At 57.2% G+C, this 21,619-nt stretch carries 22 protein-coding genes; 6 read left to right on the top strand and 16 right to left on the bottom strand.

Annotated features, from left to right (window positions below):
- Positions 1-4: 4 nt before the first annotated feature.
- Complete coding sequence (locus WDB70_RS13380) at positions 5-1,432, top strand: guanosine-5'-triphosphate,3'-diphosphate pyrophosphatase (RefSeq protein WP_406665160.1); 1,428 nt, start codon at positions 5-7, stop codon at positions 1,430-1,432.
- On the opposite strand, the gene WDB70_RS13375 is transcribed toward WDB70_RS13380, so the two are convergent.
- The 3 genes from WDB70_RS13375 to WDB70_RS13365 form a co-directional block, all read right to left on the bottom strand.
- The gene (locus tag WDB70_RS13375) at positions 1,429-3,114 is read right to left on the bottom strand and encodes a methyl-accepting chemotaxis protein (protein WP_406665158.1); all 1,686 of its coding nucleotides are present in this window, start codon (positions 3,112-3,114) and stop codon (positions 1,429-1,431) included. The two genes, WDB70_RS13380 and WDB70_RS13375, sit on opposite strands and share 4 nt — an antisense overlap.
- A gap of 52 nt (positions 3,115-3,166) precedes the next feature.
- A complete protein-coding gene (locus tag WDB70_RS13370; protein WP_406668105.1) occupies positions 3,167-4,294 on the bottom strand; it encodes a PilT/PilU family type 4a pilus ATPase in 1,128 nt (375 codons plus the stop codon).
- Positions 4,295-4,357: 63 nt separating this feature from the next.
- Positions 4,358-4,834, bottom strand: coding sequence for a DUF4124 domain-containing protein (locus WDB70_RS13365; protein ID WP_406665156.1), 477 nt, complete (start codon positions 4,832-4,834; stop codon positions 4,358-4,360).
- Between the two features lie 181 nt (positions 4,835-5,015).
- Here WDB70_RS13365 and WDB70_RS13360 point away from each other — a divergent pair, with 181 nt between their 5' ends.
- Entirely contained in the window at positions 5,016-5,888 is an 873-nt protein-coding gene (locus WDB70_RS13360; RefSeq protein ID WP_406665154.1) for a helix-turn-helix transcriptional regulator, read from the top strand.
- A 30-nt stretch (positions 5,889-5,918) separates the two neighbouring features.
- On the opposite strand, the gene WDB70_RS13355 is transcribed toward WDB70_RS13360, so the two are convergent.
- The 12 genes from WDB70_RS13355 to ubiE all read right to left on the bottom strand — a co-directional run bounded on the left by WDB70_RS13355 (position 5,919) and on the right by ubiE (position 15,219).
- Positions 5,919-7,562 (bottom strand): glycosyltransferase family 39 protein, encoded by a 1,644-nt coding sequence (locus WDB70_RS13355; protein ID WP_406665152.1) that lies wholly within the window; start codon positions 7,560-7,562, stop codon positions 5,919-5,921.
- Positions 7,546-7,812, bottom strand: a complete 267-nt coding sequence (locus tag WDB70_RS13350) for a lipid-A-disaccharide synthase N-terminal domain-containing protein (RefSeq protein WP_406665150.1) — start codon at positions 7,810-7,812, stop codon at positions 7,546-7,548. Before WDB70_RS13350 ends, WDB70_RS13355 begins: the two co-directional genes overlap by 17 nt.
- Positions 7,809-8,528, bottom strand: coding sequence for a glycosyltransferase family 2 protein (locus tag WDB70_RS13345; protein ID WP_406665148.1), 720 nt, complete (start codon positions 8,526-8,528; stop codon positions 7,809-7,811). The genes WDB70_RS13350 and WDB70_RS13345 overlap by 4 nt, the downstream gene beginning before the upstream one ends.
- A 65-nt stretch (positions 8,529-8,593) precedes the next feature.
- Positions 8,594-9,604, bottom strand: coding sequence for a porphobilinogen synthase (gene hemB, locus WDB70_RS13340; RefSeq protein WP_406665146.1), 1,011 nt, complete (start codon positions 9,602-9,604; stop codon positions 8,594-8,596).
- Positions 9,605-9,614: 10 nt separating this feature from the next.
- The gene (locus tag WDB70_RS13335) at positions 9,615-10,397 is read right to left on the bottom strand and encodes a TatD family hydrolase (RefSeq protein WP_406668103.1); all 783 of its coding nucleotides are present in this window, start codon (positions 10,395-10,397) and stop codon (positions 9,615-9,617) included.
- A gap of 2 nt (positions 10,398-10,399) precedes the next feature.
- Positions 10,400-10,909, bottom strand: coding sequence for a hypothetical protein (locus WDB70_RS13330; RefSeq protein WP_406665144.1), 510 nt, complete (start codon positions 10,907-10,909; stop codon positions 10,400-10,402).
- Positions 10,906-11,649: a twin-arginine translocase subunit TatC gene (gene tatC, locus WDB70_RS13325; RefSeq protein ID WP_406668101.1), complete on the bottom strand. Its 744-nt coding sequence runs from the start codon at positions 11,647-11,649 to the stop codon at positions 10,906-10,908. Before tatC ends, WDB70_RS13330 begins: the two co-directional genes overlap by 4 nt.
- On the bottom strand, positions 11,633-11,953 hold the full coding sequence (gene tatB / locus WDB70_RS13320; RefSeq protein WP_406665142.1) for a Sec-independent protein translocase protein TatB: 321 nt from the start codon (positions 11,951-11,953) through the stop codon (positions 11,633-11,635). The genes tatC and tatB overlap by 17 nt, the downstream gene beginning before the upstream one ends.
- On the bottom strand, positions 11,953-12,207 hold the full coding sequence (gene tatA, locus WDB70_RS13315) for a twin-arginine translocase TatA/TatE family subunit (protein ID WP_406665140.1): 255 nt from the start codon (positions 12,205-12,207) through the stop codon (positions 11,953-11,955). Before tatA ends, tatB begins: the two co-directional genes overlap by 1 nt.
- Positions 12,208-12,252: 45 nt before the next feature.
- Positions 12,253-13,869: a ubiquinone biosynthesis regulatory protein kinase UbiB gene (ubiB, locus tag WDB70_RS13310; RefSeq protein ID WP_406665138.1), complete on the bottom strand. Its 1,617-nt coding sequence runs from the start codon at positions 13,867-13,869 to the stop codon at positions 12,253-12,255.
- Positions 13,866-14,468 carry an SCP2 domain-containing protein gene (locus tag WDB70_RS13305; RefSeq protein WP_406665136.1) on the bottom strand — a complete coding sequence of 201 codons (603 nt, stop codon included), beginning with the start codon at positions 14,466-14,468 and terminating at the stop codon, positions 13,866-13,868. Before WDB70_RS13305 ends, ubiB begins: the two co-directional genes overlap by 4 nt.
- Before the next feature lies 1 nt (position 14,469).
- Positions 14,470-15,219: a bifunctional demethylmenaquinone methyltransferase/2-methoxy-6-polyprenyl-1,4-benzoquinol methylase UbiE gene (gene ubiE / locus WDB70_RS13300; protein ID WP_406665134.1), complete on the bottom strand. Its 750-nt coding sequence runs from the start codon at positions 15,217-15,219 to the stop codon at positions 14,470-14,472.
- 120 nt (positions 15,220-15,339) lie between these two features.
- Between ubiE and WDB70_RS13295 the strand changes: the two genes are divergently transcribed.
- Positions 15,340-17,331, top strand: coding sequence for a S9 family peptidase (locus WDB70_RS13295; RefSeq protein WP_406665132.1), 1,992 nt, complete (start codon positions 15,340-15,342; stop codon positions 17,329-17,331).
- Here WDB70_RS13295 and WDB70_RS13290 read toward each other — a convergent pair whose 3' ends face one another.
- Positions 17,332-18,762, bottom strand: a complete 1,431-nt coding sequence (locus WDB70_RS13290; protein ID WP_406665130.1) for an HDOD domain-containing protein — start codon at positions 18,760-18,762, stop codon at positions 17,332-17,334.
- 158 nt (positions 18,763-18,920) lie between these two features.
- Between WDB70_RS13290 and WDB70_RS13285 the strand changes: the two genes are divergently transcribed.
- From WDB70_RS13285 to WDB70_RS13275, 3 genes are all read left to right on the top strand, one after another.
- Positions 18,921-19,568 (top strand): fumarylacetoacetate hydrolase family protein, encoded by a 648-nt coding sequence (locus WDB70_RS13285; RefSeq protein WP_406665128.1) that lies wholly within the window; start codon positions 18,921-18,923, stop codon positions 19,566-19,568.
- Positions 19,569-19,666: 98 nt separating this feature from the next.
- Complete coding sequence (locus tag WDB70_RS13280; RefSeq protein ID WP_406665126.1) at positions 19,667-21,163, top strand: phospholipase D family protein; 1,497 nt, start codon at positions 19,667-19,669, stop codon at positions 21,161-21,163.
- A 66-nt stretch (positions 21,164-21,229) separates the two neighbouring features.
- The gene (locus WDB70_RS13275; protein WP_406665124.1) at positions 21,230-21,619 is read left to right on the top strand and encodes a glutaredoxin family protein; all 390 of its coding nucleotides are present in this window, start codon (positions 21,230-21,232) and stop codon (positions 21,617-21,619) included.

Raw genomic sequence — 21,619 nt, 5'->3', positions numbered from 1 at the left:
AGCGATGAAAAGCCCGCTTTTTGCGGCAATTGATCTCGGCTCGAACAGTTTCCACCTGCTGGTGGTTAAAGCCAGCGGTGGTCACGTACAGACCCTGGCCAAGGTGAAACGTAAAGTGCGCTTGGCTGCGGGGCTGGACAGTCACTACCAACTTGATGATGCCGCCATGCAGCGAGGCTGGGAGTGCCTGGCCCTGTTTGCTGAGCGGCTGCGCGATATTCCTGCCGGCCAGGTCAAAGTTGTGGCCACTGCCACCCTGCGCTTTGCCCGCAATGCCGAACGCTTCCTCGTTCATGCCGAACAGCTGTTAGGCCACCCCATTACCGTCATTACTGGTGAGCAGGAAGCTGAGCTTATCTATCAAGGTGTTGCCCAAACCTGCGGCCAGCCGGGCCGGCGGCTGGTGGTTGATATTGGCGGCGCCTCCACGGAATTGATTATTGGTGAGGGCGCCCAGGCGCTGGCGCTGACCAGCCTGGAAATGGGCTGCGTTACCTTTCAGGAACAGTTTTTTGCTGATGGCCAGCTAACCGCCGGGGCCTTTGCCCGCGCTATTGCAGCCGCCCGCCAGCGTCTGCAGGGTATCAGCGATACTTACAGGCAGCTGGGTTGGCAACACTGTGTGGGGGCGTCTGGCTCGGTGCAGGCTGTACAGGAAGTGCAACTGGCGCGCGGCGAGGATGAAACCGTCACCCTGGCGCGATTACGACAAACGCAGGCCGATACCATCGCCTGTAAAAACCTAACGGCATTAACGCTTAATGGCCTCAGTGAAGAACGCAAACCGGTCTTTGTGGCGGGGCTGGCTATCTTGCTGGCGATCTTTGAGGAGTTGTCCGTCACCAGTATGGAAGCTTCAGGGGGAGCGCTGCGCGAAGGGGTGATTTATTCCTTATTGCCTATTGTCAGTGCCGATGTGCGCAGCCGTACCCTGGCTGCCCTGGAAGAGCGCTTCTCGCTGGATGCTAACCATGGCCGGCGGGTGGCGGATACGGCAGTGCGACTGGTAGCAGATGCGGAGGCTGACTCGGGCGTGCTGGTCGCAGCGGCGCGGCTACATGAGCTGGGCCTGGCGGTGGGCTTTAAGGGCGCCAGTGATCATGGTGCCTATCTGGTATCACACCTCGATTTGCCCGGTTTCAGTGCTCCAGAGCGGCGCCAGATGGTCACCCTGGTTGGCCATCAACAAGGGCCATTACCGGATATCCTATCGCCGGAGGTGCTGGCACTACGGCTGGCGGTATTGTTGTGTGGCGAACGCCAGGCACCACCGGCATCAGCGACTGTACACTGGCCGGAGGCGCAGCAACTGCAGCTTCAGCTACCGGCTGATTGGCTGGCAACGCGCCCGCTGATGCAGGCGCTACTGCAGGAGGAGCAGCAGACACTGGCAGCCGCTGGTTGGCAGCTGTTGGTTGAGCCTCAGCCTTAAACCTTAAAGCGTCCGGTCAGGTCGCTAAGCGTGGCTGACAACGCATCGAGCTGGCGGCACAGTTCGCGGTTAGTTTTTGCCAGAGCATCGCTGTCATCAACCCGGTGACGAATTCCAGCCAGGCTATTATTGACCTCTTTGCCAATATGCGACTGCTCTTCAGCGGCAGTAGCAATCTGGTTGTTCATGCTGTTGACTTGGCTTATCGCATGGGTGATGTTGAGCAGTGTTTCCCCTGTACTGTTGACCACTTCAACGGCCCTTTCACCGCCTTTCTGGCTTTCCTGCATATCCTGTACTGCGGCCCGGGCGCCTTGCTGCAAGCGGACGATTTTCTCCTGAATTTCCTCGGTACTTTGCTGCGTGCGACTGGCCAGTGAACGTACTTCGTCGGCGACCACGGCAAAGCCACGGCCCTGTTCGCCGGCCCGGGCAGCTTCAATGGCGGCATTGAGCGCCAGCAAGTTGGTCTGTTCGGCAATGGCGCGAATAACGTCCAGAATTGAGCCGATAGATTCTACATCGGCGCCCAGGGTTTCGATGTTGCGGGTAGCCTTGTCCACATCTGCTGCCAAGCCGCTGATAGTATTGATGGCGTCATCCACATTGCCGCGCATTGAATTGGCTTGTTGCTCGGTATCGGCAGTAGCTTGTGCGGCCTGCTGGGCAGACTCCGCCACGCTGGTGGTCGCCTGGGCCATTTGCTCCATGGCGTGAGAGACCTGTTCGGCATCGGTTTTCTGGGTGGCGAGACTGTCACTGGCTTTCACTACATTGCCGTCCAGTTGCCGGGTCAGTTGCTGTAATTGTGTGACCGAATCTGTCAACTGCCGCACCAGTTCCTGGATCTTCGAGACAAAGGTATTAAAGGCGTTTGCCAGCTGCGCGGTTTCATCGTGGCCATCTACCGCCAGGCGACGGGTCAAATCGCCTTCGCCATCAGCCAGGTCAGTCAGATTTTCGGTCAAGCGTCGCAGCGGCTTAACAATACTGCCTGCCATAGCAACCGCCACCAGCAACAGCAACAGCAACATCACCACCACCGTTACGCTTTGCCTGATCCGCAATTGTGAATTAGCTTTGGCGTTGATTTCTGCCTGGCGGGCAACCTTGGCGTCAACATCGTCAATGTAAAAACCGGTGCCCAGCATCCAATGCCATTTGTCCAGATAAATGGCGTAGGAGAGCTTCGGGTACGGGGTTTTGTCCTGACCGGGGCGGGGGAAATAGTAGGTGACGAAATCACCGCCCCGTTTACCTGCGGCGATCAGTTCGCGGATCAGGTACTTACCGTGACTGTCTTTGAGATCCCAGAATGACTTGCCTTCGGCGCTGGCGCCACCACGGCCCTGTACAATGCGAATACCGTTATCGTTGTAACCAAAGATGTAACCGTCTTTGCCAAACTCCATACGCCGTAACAGCGATTTAGCCGCTTCTTTGGCTGCATCTGACTGAGCATCGGCACCCTCATAAAAGGGTTTAATGGCGGTGTAGGCCATTTCCATGTAATGCACCAGTTCATCTTTTTTTGCCTGAATAAGGCCTTGACGTAATTCATCCAGGTTTTCTTGTTGCAAGGTGCTTTGACCATGCCAGGACAGTAACTGCATGGCCAGCACCAGCACCAGTGCAGGGGCAATGGCCAGCAATAACATTTTGTTTCTTATCTGCCATTTCATGGCCAACTCCCCATGCTGTTAAGTCAACTGTCTATTTATCGACCATTCAGGGTTATTCCTTAGTGTCTTCTTCGTCGTCTTCCAGACGCAGTTCCATGCCGCTGTCTTTTTTTCCAACTTCATTTTTTGCCAGTTTAACTTTCAGGCGTAAATCGTTGGCAGAGTCGGCATTGCGTACCGCCTGGTCAAGGTCAATTTTGCCTGCCATGTGCAAGTCAAACAGCGCTTTATCAAAGGTTTGCATGCCCAGGTTCTCGGACTTTTGCATGATTTCCTTGATGGAGTGGACATCGCCGCGTTTGATCATTTCCTGCACTGTCGGTGTGCCCAACAGTACTTCCACAGCGGCACAGCGCTTGCCGTCCATGGTGGGGATCAGGCGCTGCGAAACAAAGGCTCGCAGGTTCAGTGACAGGTCAAGCAGCAATTGTGGATGGCGCTCCTCGGGGAAGAAATTGATGATCCGATCCAGCGCTTGGTTGGCGTTGTTGGCGTGTAACGTAGAAATACACAGGTGGCCTGTTTCGGCAAAGGCCAGAGCGTGTTCCATGGTTTCGCGGTCACGGATCTCGCCGATGAGGATGACATCCGGCGCCTGGCGCAGGGTATTGATCAAGGCATTATGAAAACTGCGGGTATCAGTGCCGACTTCCCGCTGATTGATGATGCTTTTCTTGTGTTTGTGAACAAATTCCACCGGATCTTCGATGGTGATGATATGGCCACTGGCGTTTGTGTTGCGATAATCAATCAATGCCGCCAGTGATGTTGACTTACCGGAGCCGGTGGCACCGACAAACAGCACCAGCCCGCGTTTGGTCATGATCACATCCTTGAGCACTTCCGGCATGCCTAAATCTTCAAGCTTGGGAATGTCGTTGCGGATATAACGGGCGACAATGCTGACTTCGTTGCGTTGCTTGAAAATATTGACTCGAAAGCGGCCGACGCCAGAGATAGAGCGGGCCAGGTTCATCTCCAGCTCTTTTTGGAAGGTTTCCTGCTGCTCTTCATCCATGATGCCCAGAGCCACCTGGCTGATTTCGCCTGGAGTCAGGGGATCTTTGGCCAACGCTTTGAGTTTGCCGTGAAATTTGGCACAAGGTGGCGCGCCGGTGGACAGGTAAAGATCCGAGCCGTCATTTTTGGCCAGTACGGTAAGGAATTGGTCGATATCAATCATGGTTGGTTCTTCTGGTTGTCAGCAAGCAGGCTTATTGGTACAACGCCTGTAGCTTAAATATCAAGGCGAACAGCTACCACGGCGGAAAAAGTAATAACCGTAATCACCTAACATGACCATATTGGCAGCGCTTTGCTTAAGTAACTGAAAATTTCCCAGCCGCTTGTCAGCGATGCTCAATTGTGACTGCTGCTGACGATAGGGTGCCTGAATATGCAACAGCGGGGTGGTGACCTCCAGCTGCTCGGTGCCGAACAGCCACTGGGTGGCGGCACTCATATCCTTGGACCCGGTCATGGTGGTGGAGGTGGCAAAGTTGCACCAAGGGCCCATGATGCGTTTAAAGTCCTGATTTCGGACAACCCGAGTGTGGGCGCTGGGGCCGGAATTGGATTTATGATACAGCCGCTGGGTTCCCTGCTGGCAGGGAGTGTCGCGAAATTCCACTTTACCGTCTGCCGTTTTACACTGATAAACGGCAGCGTTTACCGAGGCGGTAAACAGCAAAGGGATGACAAATAACCTGACAGCGGTCATGCTTTTCAAAGCCTTAACATGTCTTTAAAGGGAAGTTAAGCGTAGCATAAATAACCATGGCTTATCGCATCAGACTATCATCATAACGACACACAACTTGGTATGCTATGAGCAGCGCCGCTGGCTAAGGTCAGCGCGTCACCACTGAAATCATAAAAACTTCAAGCACAAAAGGTGGTTGATGAACTTTGAATTTTCCGCCTTCGTTAAGGCGAAGCGGCGAACACTGGGACTGTCACAGGAAGAATTTGCGCACCATCTTTCCTGCCGTCGGGAAGCATTTTCCCGCCTGGATGCCGTCACCATCAGCCGCTGGGAACGGGGTGTGACAACGCCGTCGTTGTATCGGCAGGCACAAATTATTGCCGCGGTGGGGGACGATCCGCTGCAGACTTTGTGTAACAGCGATACTGAAGAAGTCCAGGAGCTGGCAGATGCTTTCCTGCTACAAGAACCCTGGACGCGACTACGGGCCTTTTTCTATCGCTATCGGGTTGCTGAGCATCTGAAAGTGGGTATTGATGTCAGTGAAAATGACATCTCAGAGTTTGAGCGCTTCTACGGCTGGATTGGTGCCAGTGATGATGGCGATTTGATGATTGAAAGCTGTCGGCGTTTGAATAAGGCCGGCAAGCTCTCCCATCAACTGATCCGCCATCATGACCTGCTGCTGGCACATATGGTGATGCTGCCCATCAAGAAATCGGACCGCCAGGCGCTAAGCGAAGACGCCAGTGCCTTTGTGCGCAATCTGACGCCGTCACGATTGCCAGAAAAGGGCCAGCCCTGCTACCTGATGGTGACCCATGCTGGTGGCCTTTGCGATACCCAGCTGGAGCGCTGCTTGCGTAGCCTGATGAATCTGATCACCCGGCACAGCCATATTCATGGGGTGATTTGGCGCGGCTACCGGGGTGATGCCGACGCGCTGTGCAATGTTCTGGGTATGGAGTTTCTGGGCCGCAGCCGGGAAACCGGCCACTACTATCTGCTGGAGCGGGAACGGTTGGCCAGCCAAATGGCGGCGGCTTTGCTCGGTAAGGTCGACGAATAATAAAAAACCCGGCGCCAGCCGGGTTTTTTGTTAGTGCCCAACACCGTATGCCGGGCCTTGATAGATAGGCCCTGGCTTGACGCCGGCGGCGCAGTCTGGCTGCATTTGCTTTAGCTGAACCAGATACCAGTCACCACCATGCCGGGTGCCCATAAACTCACTTGGGCTGAGAATAAAACAGCCTTTCAGGGTTTCTTTGGGGCCAAAAATGTATCGTTTATTGGGCGCCTCAGTCAGCCAGTGGCGGGCGGTAGCCAACTGTTGCTGGTTGCTTTCGTGGTAGCCGAACTGCACTACAGGACGGTCAGCGAAAAGTGCAAACTGTTCCTTAAAGTGCACCAGGCCCAATTGCCCATCGGGGCCCATACGCTCACCGACCTTGGCCATGATGTCGATAGGTGTCCGGTAGGGGCCAATGGCCATGGTGCCCAGCATGCTATAGCCTATCCACAGCGCTGCCATCATCATGCCCCAGCGCCGCCACAGCGGCGCCTTGCCACTGAGCAGCAAGACTGCTGCCATGGCTGCGCCCGACAGAGCCAGGAACAGCACACCCATGACACCCGCCAGGTGATAGACCTTGGGCAGTGCCGCAGCACCTAAGATCAGCGCTGTCAGCAGCCACATCAGGCCCAGCCATAACCGCCTAACCCAAGGGCGTTGGCTCAGTTCACCGAGAAAAGGCGCAATGGCCATGGCCAGCCAGGGGGTTGCCGGAGTCAGGTAGACACCGCGTTTGCCCGGGCTGATGGAGAAGAACAGCACAATCGCTACCACCATCACTAATGGCAGCAGGATCTCCGGACGCTGTTTTTCCTGCCACCAGCGCTTGATCATAAAAGGAGCCAGCAGTGACAGCGGTAACCAGAAGGCCGGAATGACTTCGGCAATGTAGTAGTACCAGGGAGCCTGGTGACCCAGTGAGTGTACGTAGCGGTTTGCGGTTTGGTTAAACAGAATATTGTCGCGATAGGCAACGGCTTCCGGGTTGGCGCTGTGGGCGGCGTACCACAGCATCGGCAGCCCCCAGGTTGCAATGGCGGCCAGCAGCATCAGTGGCCCAAGCCAAGCTCGCTTGTCCAGGCGGGCTCGCAGATCCGGGCGCCATAACAGGGGCAGTAAGGCAAACAGCGCCAGAACACCTACCCCTTTGGTGATCACCCCAAAGCCTGCGGCGGCAAAGCCGAGGAAATACCAGCTCCAGGCGGGGCCTAATAGTAAATGCCGTAGCAGCCCATAAGTGCCCAGGGTGATCCAAAAGACCACCAGCATATCAATTTGGGCGGTTTTGGCCTGCAGCGTCAGTTGCAGGGTAAAAGCCAGTAGCCAGAGAGTTTTAGTGGCAACATCCTGGCCGAATAACCGTTTGGCCAAGTCAACCGTTAAAGCCACAGTTGCCAGCCCGGCCAGGGCTGATGGCAGTAAAAAAGCGACTTTCAGAGGCACTTTCAGCCACAGCAAAACAGCAATGGCCCACATGAAGATAGGTGGTTTATCTGGGTAAAGTTCACCGACCCGGTGCGGGATCAGCCAATGGCCGGTATTGACCATTTCCTGGGCAATCAGAGCAAAGCGGGGTTCATCAGCAGGCCAAGGCCAGCGCAGGCCGAGGCCTGCGAGGACAACGATGATTAGCAGTAGCCAACCCAAACGGTATTCAGTTCTTGCTTTCATGCGCCTTGATCAGCTGCAGATTACGCAGATAAATGGCAAGGCCGGCTCCTTGGCCGAGAATAAATACCGGATCCTGGCGATACAGCGCGTAGCACAACAGCAAGGAAGAGCCACCCAGCGAAAAATACCAAAAAGCTTTCGGTACAACGCTCTGCTTGGCTTTTTCACTGGCCAGCCACTGCAGCAAGAAGCGGGCAGAAAACAACAGTTGGCCAGCAAAGCCGACGGCTAGCCACAGGTTCTCTTTCATTTTAATTCCTCAGTCAGCGTCGGGATCTTCGCCCGCTTTTGTAGCCAGCGCACACCAAAGATATCAACCAAGCCTACCCACAGACGGTTATTCAGGCCGTACTTGGACGTACCGGCCGTACGGGCACGGTGATTGACCGACTGACTGAGTACCTGGGCTCCGGCACGCTTGGATAAGGCTGGGAAATAACGGTGCATGTGGTTGAAGTACGGCAGCATGTGGAACAGCTCGCGGCTGATCAGTTTCAGGCCACAACCGGTATCAACAACGTCATCATTGAGCAGTCGGCGGCGTACACCATTGGCGATGCGCGACATCATCAGTTTGCCCCAGCTGTCGTTACGGCGGGTACGAATACCGCAAACACACAACAACGAGTTGCCTTGTGCGGCTTCGGCGGTGGCCAGCAGGGCCGGAATATCAGCCGGGTCATTCTGACCATCACCATCAATGGTTACGACATAATCGCCAAGGGCGGCGCGGCCGCCGTGCCAGATGGCTGTGCTCTGGCCACAGGAACGGGCAAAGCGCAGGGCTCTGAGCCACGGATATTGTTGTTTGAGTTCGTTGAGCAGCGCCCAGCTGTTGTCTTCGGATGCATCGTCAATGACGATGACTTCAAAAGCTTGCTCCTGCAGGCTGGCAGCAATTTCGGCCAGCAGCCCCGGCAAGTTATCTGCCTCATTTTTGGCAGGAATCACGACGGACAGTTTCATCAACAGCCTCGAAAGGGTTTAAAAGGGATAACACGCCATAATGGCGGGCCTATCTTAAAGGATTATTAAAGCGAAGGCTCGTTTAACCATTGCGCCGCCTGTTTGGCAAAGTAGGTGAGAATGCCATCGGCCCCGGCCCGCTTGAAACACAGCAGTGACTCGAGGATCACTTCCCGTTCACTCAGCCAGCCATTCTGGATGGCTGCCATCTGCATGGCGTACTCACCAGAGACCTGATAAGCGAAGGTTGGCACCTTGAAGGTGTCTTTGACCCGGCGCACAACGTCCAGGTAGGGCATGCCGGGCTTCACCATCACCATGTCGGCCCCTTCGGCCAAATCCTGTGCCACTTCCTGCAAGGCTTCATCACTGTTCGCAGGATCTTGCTGGTAGGTTTTCTTATTACCGCCCTTGAGGTTACCGGCTGAGCCGACAGCGTCACGAAACGGGCCATAAAAGGCCGAGGCATACTTGGCGGAATAGGCGAGAATCCGCACGTTGACGTGGCCAGCGGCTTCCAAGGCGTCACGAATGGCCTGAATACGCCCATCCATCATGTCTGACGGGGCGACAATATCAGCACCGGCTTCAGCATGGCTCAGCGCCTGTTTGACCAGCACCTCGGTGGTAATGTCATTGAGCACATAGCCGTCGTCATCGATGATGCCGTCCTGGCCATGGGTGGTGAACGGGTCCAGCGCTACGTCGGTGATCACGCCCAGCTGCGGGAACTGCTCTTTAAGGGCCCGGGTCGCTTTTTGCGCCAACCCGTCGGCATTGTAGGCTTCTTCTGCCAGCAAGGACTTGGCTTCGGGTGGCGTGACTGGAAACAGCGCCAGCGCTGGGATCCCCAGCGCTACCAGCTCGGCCGCCTCGGCCAGCAGTAAATCGATAGATAACCGCTCCACACCCGGCATGGAAGCCACCGCTTCGCGGCGGTTATTACCTTCCAGTACGAACACCGGCAGGATCAGATCATCAACGCTGAGCCGGTTTTCTGCCATCAGTCGGCGGCTAAAATCGTCTTTGCGCATGCGGCGCAGGCGGGTATGGGGAAAGGTGGCACGAAAAGACATCAGTAACTCCTTATGGCTGCTCCGCCAAGGCAAACAAACGCTGGCTGTTGGCTGCTACCATGGCGCCAAGCTGAGTGCTGTCCTGCCCGCGGCAGCGGGCAACGGTGGCAAGAATATGAGGCAGATAACGGGGTTCGTTTCGCCGGCTTTTGAGTTTCAGATCCCGTGGAATAAGGTAAGGTGCATCGGTTTCAAGCAGTAGCCGGTCGTCCGGGATCAATTTGACCAGCTGCTGCAGATGGCGGCCGCGGCGTTCATCGCAGATCCAGCCGGTGATACCGATGTATAGATCCAGCTCCAAGTAGCGGCGCAAAGTGGCTTCGTCACCGGTAAAGCAGTGGGCAACAGCGCCGGGTAAACGATGCCGGTACTGACTGACAATGGCGCATTGGCGCTCGGCAGCGTCCCGTTCATGCAGCAACACCGGCATATTCAGCTCCCCGGCCAGTGCCAGTTGAGCGCTAAAAACCGCTTCTTGTACCGGCCGGGGTGACAGATCCCGGAAAAAATCCAGGCCACATTCGCCAATGGCCACCACCGCGGGATGAGCGGCCAGTTGCCGCAATTCGCTGATGAAGTCGGCACCGGCATCTTTAGCGTAATGGGGGTGTACGCCGGCGGTGGCGTAAAGCCCCGGCTGGCCACTGGCCAGTGTGCAGGCCGCCTGACTTTCAGTAACGCTGGTGCCGGTAATGATCAGTTGCCTGACTCCTGCTGCCCGCGCTGCGGCCACAACCTGCTGGCGATCGGCGTCAAAGGCGCTGTCAGTCAGGTTAATGGCGATATCGCACAGCATTACTTCTCACGCTTAACGCTGATGCTACGGTTTTCACCGTCTTTACGCATGTAAACAGCGCCAAAAATGCCCTTTTTCAGGATCACTTTGTCGCCGCTACGGATGCCGCTGTAACCGCCGCTGATTTGTTGCCAGACCTGGTCGTTGTTCAGCACCACGGTAAGGCGCCCGTAGGGGTTTTTCTTGATGCTCACCACTACCGCGGTGATCTGATCCAGGCTCTGTTTTTCCTGTACTTTCTCTTCCATACCAAAGTTGGCGGCGGCACGGGCCTTCATGTCTTCGGTGGTAGCGACCACTTCTGGACGGCCAATGGCTTTGCTGGTTTGCTGGCTGGCGCCCTTCGCTACCGGCGCCGGTTCACCACTTTTTACCTGTTTGGCCAGGGCGTCGTAGCAGGCCAGGCGCAGACCGTTGTCAGTGAGCTGGGCACACTGGGCCAGTTTGTCTTGTACGGAAGCATTGGCACCAAAGGCCAGTAACAGCAGGGGCAGAACCAAGCGTTTCATGAGCTTTCCTCGTTGGCTGGGCGCTTTGGCAGCAGCAGCCGGGCCATCAGGAGCCCGGATTCATACAGCAGCCACATTGGAACGGCCAGCAGGGTTTGTGAGATGACATCAGGGGGGGTCAGCAGCATGCCCAGTGCAAAGGCAATAACAATGACATAAGGGCGTTTGGCTGACAGCGTTTGAATATCGGTGATGCCGCTATAGCACAGCAGCATCACAATAATGGGGATCTCAAAGGCCAGGCCGAAGGCAAAAAACAGCTTTAGAACAAAATCCAGGTAGCTGGCAATATCCGTGGCAATGGTCACACCGGCCGGTGCCACAGACGTGAAAAACGCAAAAATGACCGGAAAAACAACATAGTAGGCAAAAGCGATGCCGGCATAAAACAGTAAGCTACTGGCCAGCAGTAGCGGTGCCACCAGCCGCTTTTCCTGGCGGTACAAGCCCGGCGCAACGAAGGCCCAGATCTGATACAGCACCGCCGGCATGGCCACAAAAAAAGACAGCACCAGTGCCAACTTGAAGGGCGTGAAAAATGGCGAGGTGACGTCGGTGGCAATCATTGAACTGCCCTTGGGCAATTGCGCTATCAACGGTAATGCCAGGTGGTGGTAGAGATCCTTGGCAAAGAACACCAGTACCAGCAGAACCAGCCCTACTGCCGTCAGTGCCCGCAGCAGACGGCTGCGCAGCTCCAGCAGGTGGTGCAGTAGTGGCATGTCAGTCATGGTGCTCAGGCTTGTCCTTGTTGGCGTAGGGGCGGTCCAGCTCTTCGGCGCTGCGTTTCATCTCATCGACTTGCTGACGTTGTTCAGCTGACAGATTTTCGGCCCCCAGCTGGTCGGCTTTTTTCATGCTGTCATTGCGCTGTTGGCTCTCCAGCTCCCGTTCCAGCTCGTCCTGCACCTGCCGGGCCATGCCCTTGATTGTACGCACCCAACGGCCGAGGGTTCGGGCAGCCGCCGGCATGCGCTCCGGCCCCAGCACCACCAGTGCCACCACGGCCAGCAACAGCAGTTCCCAGAAGCCGATGTCAAACATCAGTGCGGGTCCTTGTCAGCCTTCTGTTTTTCTTTGTTTTGTTCTTCGTTTGGCGTGTCGGTGAACTGCGCGTCGGGCTTTTGCTCCTGCAGTGAGGCTTTGTCTTCATCCTTGTCATCGTCACGCATGGCTTTTTTGAAGCCTTTGATGGCGTCGCCGAGATCGGAACCGATATTTTTGAAGCGTTTGGTGCCAAAAATGACCAATACCACTGCCAGCAGGATCAGAAGTTGCCAGAAACCGATATTACCCATGGGATGTCCTTGCACATTGTTTGGGCGTCATTATACGCCTCATGGTTAATTTCGCAGCGCCTTTATCCAGGCACCTATGCCAGCCAGAGCAGCCAGCGTTGGCCAGTACCACAGTGTTTTGCCCAGTAATATAGCGGCACCGATCAGCAAGGTGACTGCCAGTAATTGCCAGCTTTGCTGTTGGCGTTGACGCTGTTGCTGCTGCTCGGCCTGCTGGTGGCGCAGGCTGGCTTGCTGCTGCCATTGCCGGGCCAGGCGCAGGTTGTCATAAAGCAGATCCGGCAGTTCCGGCAGTTTCTCGCCCCAGAACGGCAGGTTGGATTTTATCTGCCGCAACATCGCTTTCGGGCCCATCTGTTCTTTCAGCCAGTCTTCCAAAAAGGGTTTGGCTGTTTTCCACAGATCCAGCTGCGGATAGAGCTGGCGGCCCAGCCCTTCAATGTAAAGCAGGGTTTTTTGCAGTAACACCAGTTGCGGCTGCACTTCCATATTGAAGCGCCGGGCGGTGTTAAAGAGGTTTACCAAAACCTGGCCAAAGGAAATTTCTGCCAGCGGCTTTTCAAAAATCGGCTCGCAGACGGTACGAATGGCCATTTCAAATTCGTCGATACTGGTGTCATAGGGCACCCAGCCGGAATCCACGTGCAGTTGTGCCACCTTGCGGTAATCGCGATTGAAAAAGGCCACGAAATTTTCTGCCAGATAGCGTTTATCTTCCTTGGCCAGCGTGCCGACAATGCCGCAGTCAATACCGATATATTGCGGATTTTGCGGGTTGTCATAAGACACAAAGATATTACCCGGGTGCATATCGGCATGGAAAAACGAATCGCGAAAAACCTGCGTGAAAAACACCTCTACGCCTTTTTCCGCCAGCCTTTCCAGATTGACGCCGTGCTGGCGCAAGGTAGCGACGTCGGCCACCGGAATACCGTAGATCCGTTCCATCACCAGCAGCCGCTTGCGGCACAGATCGGAATAGACTTCCGGCACATAGAGTGAATCGGAACCTTCGAAGTTGCGCCGCAGCTGAATGGCATTGGCAGCCTCGCGCATCAAGTCCAGCTCGTCGAACAGGGTTTTCTGGTATTCCCGAACCACTTCTTTGGGTTTCAGGCGGCGCCCGTCTGGCAGCACTTTGGCGGCAATGGCGGCAAAGGTGTTCATCAGCCCGGCGTCAGCTTCCATGATCTTGCGAATGCCGGGGCGGATGACTTTCAACACCACATCCTGGCCGCTGTCTTTGAGGCGGGCGGTATGGACCTGGGCAATGGATGCTGACGCCAGTGGCTGTTCGTCAAAATCACTGAACCAGTTTTCCAGCGGGCCACCCAGTGACTGCTCGATACTGGCCCGCGCCGCTTTACCGGGGAAATGCGGCACCTTGTCTTGCAGCCGGGTCAGCTCTGCTGCCATGTCTTCTGGTAGCAGGTCGCGGCGGGTAGAAAGCATCTGCCCGAATTTGATGTAAACCGGCCCCAGCGCTTCAAACGCCAGGCGTAGCCGCGCCCCACGGGGCGTTTTCTTGTGGCGGTTGGGGATCCAGAACAAAGACAGCCGCCAAAGGCGCATATACCAAGGCCACAGGCGCCGTGGCACCAGCTCATCAACGCCGTGATTGAGCAGTGTTTTCAATACCTTATATAGCCGCAAGGTGGTCATAACTGCTCCAGCCGGGCCAGCCGGCGTTCCAGTTGGGCGGTATCACTTTTCAGATCGTCCACAGCGTCAAAAAAAGTCTGCTGTTCCAATCGGCTGGGGGTCAGGCGACTTTCTTCGGTGAGCTGTTCCGCGCCCCAACGGGCAAACTGGCTGAAGGCCTTATAGCCTGCTGTTGTGATTTTGCGCACGGCGCTAAACGCCAGGTGCGAAGGTACATCGCCAAGATAGCGGGCCAGCTCTCCTTCCCAATCCACATCCAGTTTGGCGAACAGCTCCGAGAACTGCTTGAGCAGCATCGGGTCACCGTCCAGTTGCAGGTGGCCTTCGCGAATGGCACGGGGAATATTGGCGCTGTCGGTCAGTTCGCTGGCGGCCGCCAGCGGCAGCTCGACGGTAGCATCGGGGGCTGCCAAGTCGCCGGTAACCAGCAGGCCATCGGTCGTGGCAGTAAAGCCAAGGCTCAGCTTGAGATCACTGAAGCGAACCAGAATAGCTTTGCCAGCCAGCCGAGTCAGACGGCGCTGACTGGCCGGGTCAAACTTCAGCAGCCGGTTGGCTCCGGTTTCGGCCAGGGCCTGCAACAGTTGCGGGAACGGCATATCAGAACTTGAAACCACGGTGCAGGGCGACAATACCGCCGGTCAGGTTGTGGTACTCCACTTCATCAAAGCCGGCATCACTCATCATAGCCTTGAGAGTATCCTGATCCGGGTGCATGCGAATACTCTCAGCCAGGTATTGGTAAGACTCGGCATCGCCGGCCACCAGCTTGCCCATCATCGGCAGCAGCTTGAAGGAATAGACATCATAGGCCTGGCTCAGCAGGGCCGATTTCGGTTTGGAAAATTCCAGTACCAGCAACCGGCCACCGGGTTTGAGTACCCGGTACATGGAGCGCAGCGCCGCGTCTTTGTCGGTGACATTACGCAGGCCAAAGGCAATGGTGATCAGGTCGAAGTGGTTATCCGGAAAGGGCAGGCACTCGGCATTGGCCTGAACAAAACGCACATTGCTGACAATGCCCTGATTGCGCAGCTTGTCTTTGCCCACTTGCAGCATGGAATCGTTGATATCGGCCAGTACCACTTCGCCGCTGTCACCAACGATGCGAGCGAATTTAGCGGCCAGATCGCCGGTACCGCCGGCCAGATCCAGCACCTTCTGGCCTGCACGTACCCCGGACAAATCCACCGTGAAGCGTTTCCACAGGCGGTGAATGCCCATGGACATCAGATCGTTCATGACATCGTACTTGCCAGCGACCGAATGAAAGACGCCAGCGACCAGCTTGGCTTTCTCGTCAGTGGCAACGGTTTTGTATCCGAAATGGGTGCTGTTGTTGTCGGCCATGATAGTGTCCTTGCTAATTCGGCCCTAGTGTACTTGAGCGGCGCAGCCGACGCAGCCTTTTACCGTTGGCAGTGGCTGGTCACTGGGCGACAATGGCATTTTGCCTGACCGGGAGTCGCTATGTTAGCGCCACGTGCTGCCCAAAAGCCGTATCTGCATCAAATTCATGGTCATCAGCGCCCGGATCCTTACCATTGGCTGCGTGACGATAGCCGCCGTGACCCGGCGGTACTGGCACACCTGCAGGCAGAAAATGCCTATACCGAAGCCTGCCTGGCGGGCAATGCAGCCCTGGAGCAGGAGCTGGTGGCTGAAATGCGCAGCCGTGTTGCCCCGGAAGATGTCAGCCTGCCCTGGCGTGATCACGGCTGGCAGTTACGTCAGCGTACCCGCGCCGAACAAGAATACCCCTTGATTGAAGGGCGCCAGCACCAAGGGGCCTGGCAACTGCTGCTGGATATCAATGTGTTGGCTGGCACCCGTGGTTATTTTTCCGTGGGGGCTCTGGCTGTCAGCCCCGATGGCAGCCTGCTGGCCTTTAGTACCGACGACAACGGTGACCGCTGCTACCAGCCGCGGCTGTTGTGCCTGCAATCACTGACCGAGCTGCCTTGTGATCTGCCGCCTTGCAGCGGGGAGCTGATCTGGGGCCATGACAGTAAAACACTGCATTACCTGGCGCTTGACGACAGCCTGTTGCCTTACCAGCTACACCGCCAACAAATAGGGCAGGCCAGTGAATGTTTGTATGAAGAAGCCGACAACAGCTTTTGGCTGGGGCTCAGTGAAAGCCGAGATCGCCAGTATTTGCTATTGAGTTGTGACGCTACTTTGACCTCAGAGGTGCAACTTTTGCCTTTGGACGGCAGCGCATCATCGCCGCAGCCGTTTTGGCTACGGCGACTGGGCCATGAATACCAGTTGGACGTACTCGACGGACAGTTTGCTGCGCTCAGTAACGACCAGGGGCCGAACTTCCGGTTATTACTGGGGGACAGCCCGGCCACCATGGTCGAGCGCCAGGGCCATGACCCAGAGGTTTTACTGGTTGATATGGACCTGCTGTCTGGCCGGCTGGCACTGCTGGAGCGCCATGCGGGCCAGGCGCGGGTACGGGTACTGACAGACAACCGTAGCCAGCTCGTCAGCTGGCCGGAGCCGGTGCACGATGTCTGGCTTGCTCACAGTGACGACCCGGCGCAACTGCAACTGGGCTATCAAAGCCCGCTGACCCCTCCCAGCCAGTACCGCCTTGAAGCCGACGGCAGCACCAGCCTTTTAAAAAGCAAACCGGTGCCGAATGTCACCTTGAGCAACTACCACTGTCAGCGGGTCACGCTGCCGGCCCGTGACGGTACTCTGGTACCGGTAACACTGGTGTGGCACAAAGCACGCTTTCGGGCGGGCACCAATCCGTTACTGATCGAAGGCTACGGCGCCTATGGCATTAGCCTGGAGCCGGCGTTTTCAGCCAGCCGGCTGAGCCTTCTGGACCGTGGCGTGGTGTTAGCTACGGCACACGTGCGTGGCGGCCAGGAGCAGGGCCGAAGCTGGTATGAAGGTGGCCGTCGCCAGCATAAATGGCACAGCTTTCACGACTTTATTGATGTCACCAAAGGCTTGCTGGCGGCTGGCTTTGGCGCCGCCGGTAAGGTTTTTTGCGAAGGCCGCAGTGCCGGCGGTCTGCTGGTGGCAACCGTGCTTAATGAGGCGCCCGAACTGTACCAAGGGGCCCTGGCCGGCGTGCCCTTTGTGGATGTGGTCAGCACCATGCTTGATGACAGCTTGCCGCTGACCACTGGCGAATATGACGAGTGGGGCAATCCTAACCAGCCGGGGGATTACCACCTGATGTTGTCTTACAGCCCTTATGACAACGTACGAGCCCAGGCCTATCCGCATCTGTATGTTCGCGCTGGCTTGCATGATACCCAGGTGGGCTACTGGGAGCCGGCCAAGTGGGTGGCGAAACTGCGTGAGTGCAAGACCGACAATAACTTACTGCTGCTGGAAACCGAGCTGGCCACCGGCCATGGCGGTTTGTCTGGGCGTTATCAGCGCTTGCAGGAGCTGGCCCGGGAATATGCCTTTGTGTTGCAGCTGGCCTCGTGATCAGGCCAGCATTTCACTGAGGCATTGCGAGGCCTGGCGCACAAAGTGATAAAAAGCGTCGGCATCTTCTTCTGTCAGTGCCCGCTGGCTTTGCGCACGATCGCCGTAAAACAGCCCCAGGGTTTTATGATTGACGAGCAGTGGTGCCAGCAGAAAAGGCGCTTCAGGGTTAATGGCGGCCAGTGCCGCCGGTACCGCCGGTTCACCAGCCTGGCGATGGCACCAGCTGTTTTTTTGCTGGCGAAAAGCCCGGGTGATCACATCATCACCGGCCAGCGACAGGCTCAGGGTGCTGTCAGCCGTTTGCTGGCCGATGCTGGCAAAAAAGCGCGGGTTGAGGCGGCCCTGCCCAGGGCTTGGCATCAGTACCATCACACTGTCCATACCAACTGCTCTGAGTAACCCTTCCAAGGTGGTGTGGATCAACAAATTAATGTCGTTCTGCTCTGCTGCCAGGCTGAGCATCTCGCGCAGCATTTTCAGCTGCAAAGTGGCGTCTGGAGTGTGATAGGGCATGGCGGCTTGCGGGTCTGCCCAGTCATCACGGGCCGGCAGGAGGCGCCGGGCGATGTCACTGGCGCCGTAACAGGCGGCCAGCTCGGCAGCATCTTCGGTACAGCGCTCAATCCGTTCGCGGGTCAGTTGTTCTGATTCCCCTAGAAAGGCTGCCATGTCCCGCAAGTAGCGTTGCATGCCGGCGTGGTTGCCGTTGAGCAGTGCCTGGCTGAACCCCTGCGCCAGGCTGATGCAGCGCATCTCCGGGGAGCGGCGCTGCGGGTCGGTCATGGCTTTGATCAGCATGCTGCCCATGTGCCAGCTTCGGGCCAGGGCCAACCCCAGCTGGTCAAAGCTCATGCCCAGCATGTCCTTGATCGCAGTGGCCGGCTCTGTGCCTTGCTGGCGCAAAGTGGCATCCAGCTGGTCTGCTGCCTGGCCGCCAACACTCCAAAAGGCAATTTCGCCAAGGTGGCGCAGCAGCGTGGCGATATAAATTTCTTCACGGGTGTCCTGGTGGTAGCCGGCCATCAACATTTTTGCCAGCATGGCAGCGTGCAGTGACTGGGCCATCAGCGTCAGTAAGCGCTGATGTACCGCCGGGGTAATTTCGCGATTGCCCAGCAGGCCATCGATCATGGTGGCGGTCAGGCAGATATGCTTGAGGGTGTCATAGCCGAGGATCACCGACGCCCGGCTGACGGTGGTTACCGGCCGGTGGCTACGCCGGTAAATGGCGCTGTTGACCACGCGCAGGATGCGGGTAGTCAGGCCGTGATCATGCAACACCGTGCGGCCCAGGCTGGCAAGCGACGCGGTGTCACTGTGTTCCAGTTGCTCCAGTGCCCTGACGGTGGCGCTGAACGCGGGCAGCTCTCGCTCGGTGATCCGTTTCAGCCAGTCTGTGGTGTTTTCATCCGATTGCGGCATCTTCATGGTCTTGTGGCTATCTTTATGTGTTTCATCATAGCCTCGTCACGGCGGCTGTGGCGATAGACCACTGAGGCTTGTGTGCAGGCCGCTGAGGTGCGCGCAACTTGCCTGTGGCAGCCAGGGACGATACACCTGCCATAACTGGGGAAAAGGATAAAAACGTGAAGTGGGATAACCAAACGCCGCTACCGTGGCCTTGCAGCAAAATTGTCTGTGTTGGCCGTAACTATGCCGAGCACGCCCGCGAGCTGGGTAATGCCGTACCTGACAAGCCTTTGCTGTTTATCAAACCACCGACGACGCTGCGTGAACTGGAAGACGGCTTCAGCATTCCTGCTGACCGTGGCGCGGTGCATTTTGAGTGTGAGCTGGCGGTACTGATTGGCCAGCAACTGACCCAGGCCAGCACCGAACAGGCGCAGCAAGCCGTTGTGGGCATCGGTTTGGCGCTCGATCTGACCCTGCGCGATGTGCAGCAGCAGTTAAAAAGTGCCGGCCAGCCCTGGGAGCGGGCGAAAAGTTTCGATGGCAGCTGCCCGGTCACGCCGCTGGTGCCGGTGGCACGCTTTACCGATTTGCCCTTACGTTTTCAGCTCTACCAAAACGGGGAACTGCGCCAGGATGGTGACAGCCGCGCCATGCTGATGCCGATCCCGGCGCTGCTGGCGTATATCAGTGAGTCCTTCACGTTATGTCCCGGTGATCTGGTACTGACCGGCACTCCGGCTGGAGTTGGCCCCTTGCACAGTGGCGACCAGCTGCGGCTGATCCTGGCTGACCAGTTAACGGCCAGCTGCCAGGTGCGCTGAGGCGGCAGCAACCAGCCGTTAATTGTGTTATATCTCCTGCCAGTTATCTTGCAGGAGCAGGCAGTGTGCCGAGCAATCAGCCAGTGCGGTAAAGCGCCATGAGCGGCATACGCTGGTGGCTGACGTCACTCTCGCTGCTGGTGTCAGGTGCCGCCAACCGGGTGCCGCGTTTTGCCCGGGAACCATCCCGGCGCCTGGCGGCCGACCCGGAGCACCCCTGGCAGCAACGGCTGGGCCAGGGGCTGCGGCTGGTAGCTGATAACAAAGAAGCGCTGGCACTGCGCCTGGAGTTGATTCGGGCGGCGCAGGTCAGTATTGATGCCCAGTATTATCAGTGGCGGGTTGATACTTCCGGCAAGCTGTTGCTGGCGGCATTACTTAATGCCGCTGACAGGGGGGTGCGGGTACGGCTCCTGATCGATGACGTGCACACCGACGATGACCCGCTGATCGCCCGCCTCAACGCCCACAGCAACATTCATATTCGCCTGTTTAATCCCTTCGGTAATCGGGTGTTAACGCCAATTACCCGGCCGCTGGAATGGCTATGGGACTTTTCCCGTGCCAATCACCGCATGCATAACAAAGCGCTGATCGTCGACGGTGAAGTGGTATTACTGGGCGGTCGTAACGTGGGTGACGAGTACTTTGGCCTGCATCCACGGCGCAACTTCTTCGACCTCGACGTGATGGCGGTTGGCCCGGTAGCCACCGAAGTTGGGGAAGCCTTTGACCTGTTTTATAACGCCCAGTGGGCGGTGCCGGTGTCGCGATTAATTGCCCTGATGCCCCTGAAAATTGAAGTGAAACAGGCCCTGCGGACATTGCGCCAGTTCTGGCAGCAACCGCAATGCCGGGCATTGTTAAGCCGCCTGCCGCGAGAAGTGCTGCACTCTGCCCCGCTGCTGGCCGGTGATGCGCAGGTATTGTTTGACCAACCCTCGAAAATTCATCCGTTGCGGCGCAAGCGCCGTGCTGGCTCCCATACCGCTACCGAGCTGGGCCGGCTGGCCCGCAGTACCGAACGGGACATGCTGATCTTGAGCCCTTATCTGGTACCGGCCAACGAGCTGATTGCCCTGATGGGAGTGCTGTCGGGCAAGGGAGTGCGTATTCGCGTGCTGACCAACAGCCTGGCTGCCAACGATGTGGTCATTGCCCACACCGGTTACGCCGCCCAGCGCCCGGCGTTGCTCAGTGCCGGCGTGGCCTTGCATGAGCTGGCGGCTGATGCCGCTTTGCCTGGCGGCAAAGAGCCGGGCAGCCATTCTGGTCTGCATGCCAAGGTAATTAGCTATGACAGCCACAAACTCTACATTGGCACCTTTAACCTGGATCCCCGTTCTATTTTCATCAACACCGAAATGGGGCTGCTGATTAACAGCTCGCAACTGGCCGGAGAGCTGGACGCACTGGCCGGTCGCTACCTGAGCGGTGCACAAAGCTGGATGCCGCATTTTAGTGGCAGTGCGTTACTGTGGCGCCGGCGCGTTGGTGAAAGCGTGGAAACAACCTCGGTAGAGCCGCAAGCATCGCTACGGCGACGGCTAGCCGCCAGGCTGCTGGCCTGGTTGCCGGTGCGCAGCCAGTTGTGACAGTGGCAGGTCAGGCCTGCTAGACTGCTGCCGCTGAAGTCCGGCCAACCATCATGAGGAGTTGTCGTGCGTGTTGTGATTCGCCTGTTTTTCAGGCTGGTTCGTCTGATCCTGACCCCGTTTATGCTCGCCTATGCGGCGCTGTCCAAACCCAAAGCCCTGACCCGTAGCGCCGCCGCGCAAGCCGAGGTTGACGCCGCCTGCCGCCAGCTAACGCTGTATCATTTCAAAACCTGCCCGTTCTGCATCAAGGTACGCAAGCACATGCACCGCCTGGCGCTGCCTATTGCGCTGGCCGACGCCCAGCATGACGACGCAGCTCGTCAGGCCCTGCAAGCCGGTGGCGGTCGGGTAAAAGTGCCTTGCCTGCATATCCGTAACGACGATGGCTCCGAGCAGTGGATGTACGAATCGGACGACATCAACCGCTACCTCAGTAGCCGCTTCGAACCCTGA

Source organism: Gallaecimonas aegicerasi (genome assembly GCF_045291545.1).
Lineage (GTDB): Bacteria > Pseudomonadota > Gammaproteobacteria > Enterobacterales > Gallaecimonadaceae > Gallaecimonas.
This window is presented reverse-complemented; position numbering and strand designations above follow the sequence as displayed.

Excerpts from the sequence above, each read along its gene's own strand:
- ubiE (WP_406665134.1), bottom strand. The coding sequence starts at position 15,219 with ATGGCCGACAACAACAGCACCCATTTCGGATACAAAACCGTTGCCACT.
- WDB70_RS13355 (WP_406665152.1), bottom strand. The coding sequence starts at position 7,562 with ATGAAAGCAAGAACTGAATACCGTTTGGGTTGGCTACTGCTAATCATC.
- hemB (WP_406665146.1), bottom strand. The coding sequence starts at position 9,604 with ATGTCTTTTCGTGCCACCTTTCCCCATACCCGCCTGCGCCGCATGCGC.
- WDB70_RS13295 (WP_406665132.1), top strand. The coding sequence starts at position 15,340 with ATGTTAGCGCCACGTGCTGCCCAAAAGCCGTATCTGCATCAAATTCAT.
- WDB70_RS13375 (WP_406665158.1), bottom strand. The coding sequence starts at position 3,114 with ATGAAATGGCAGATAAGAAACAAAATGTTATTGCTGGCCATTGCCCCT.
- WDB70_RS13345 (WP_406665148.1), bottom strand. The coding sequence starts at position 8,528 with ATGAAACTGTCCGTCGTGATTCCTGCCAAAAATGAGGCAGATAACTTG.
- WDB70_RS13360 (WP_406665154.1), top strand. The coding sequence starts at position 5,016 with ATGAACTTTGAATTTTCCGCCTTCGTTAAGGCGAAGCGGCGAACACTG.
- ubiB (WP_406665138.1), bottom strand. The coding sequence starts at position 13,869 with ATGACCACCTTGCGGCTATATAAGGTATTGAAAACACTGCTCAATCAC.
- WDB70_RS13330 (WP_406665144.1), bottom strand. The coding sequence starts at position 10,909 with ATGAAACGCTTGGTTCTGCCCCTGCTGTTACTGGCCTTTGGTGCCAAT.
- WDB70_RS13350 (WP_406665150.1), bottom strand. The coding sequence starts at position 7,812 with ATGAAAGAGAACCTGTGGCTAGCCGTCGGCTTTGCTGGCCAACTGTTG.
- WDB70_RS13290 (WP_406665130.1), bottom strand. The coding sequence starts at position 18,762 with ATGAAGATGCCGCAATCGGATGAAAACACCACAGACTGGCTGAAACGG.
- tatA (WP_406665140.1), bottom strand. The coding sequence starts at position 12,207 with ATGGGTAATATCGGTTTCTGGCAACTTCTGATCCTGCTGGCAGTGGTA.
- WDB70_RS13365 (WP_406665156.1), bottom strand. The coding sequence starts at position 4,834 with ATGACCGCTGTCAGGTTATTTGTCATCCCTTTGCTGTTTACCGCCTCG.
- tatB (WP_406665142.1), bottom strand. The coding sequence starts at position 11,953 with ATGTTTGACATCGGCTTCTGGGAACTGCTGTTGCTGGCCGTGGTGGCA.
- WDB70_RS13280 (WP_406665126.1), top strand. The coding sequence starts at position 19,667 with ATGAGCGGCATACGCTGGTGGCTGACGTCACTCTCGCTGCTGGTGTCA.
- WDB70_RS13305 (WP_406665136.1), bottom strand. The coding sequence starts at position 14,468 with ATGCCGTTCCCGCAACTGTTGCAGGCCCTGGCCGAAACCGGAGCCAAC.
- WDB70_RS13380 (WP_406665160.1), top strand. The coding sequence starts at position 5 with ATGAAAAGCCCGCTTTTTGCGGCAATTGATCTCGGCTCGAACAGTTTC.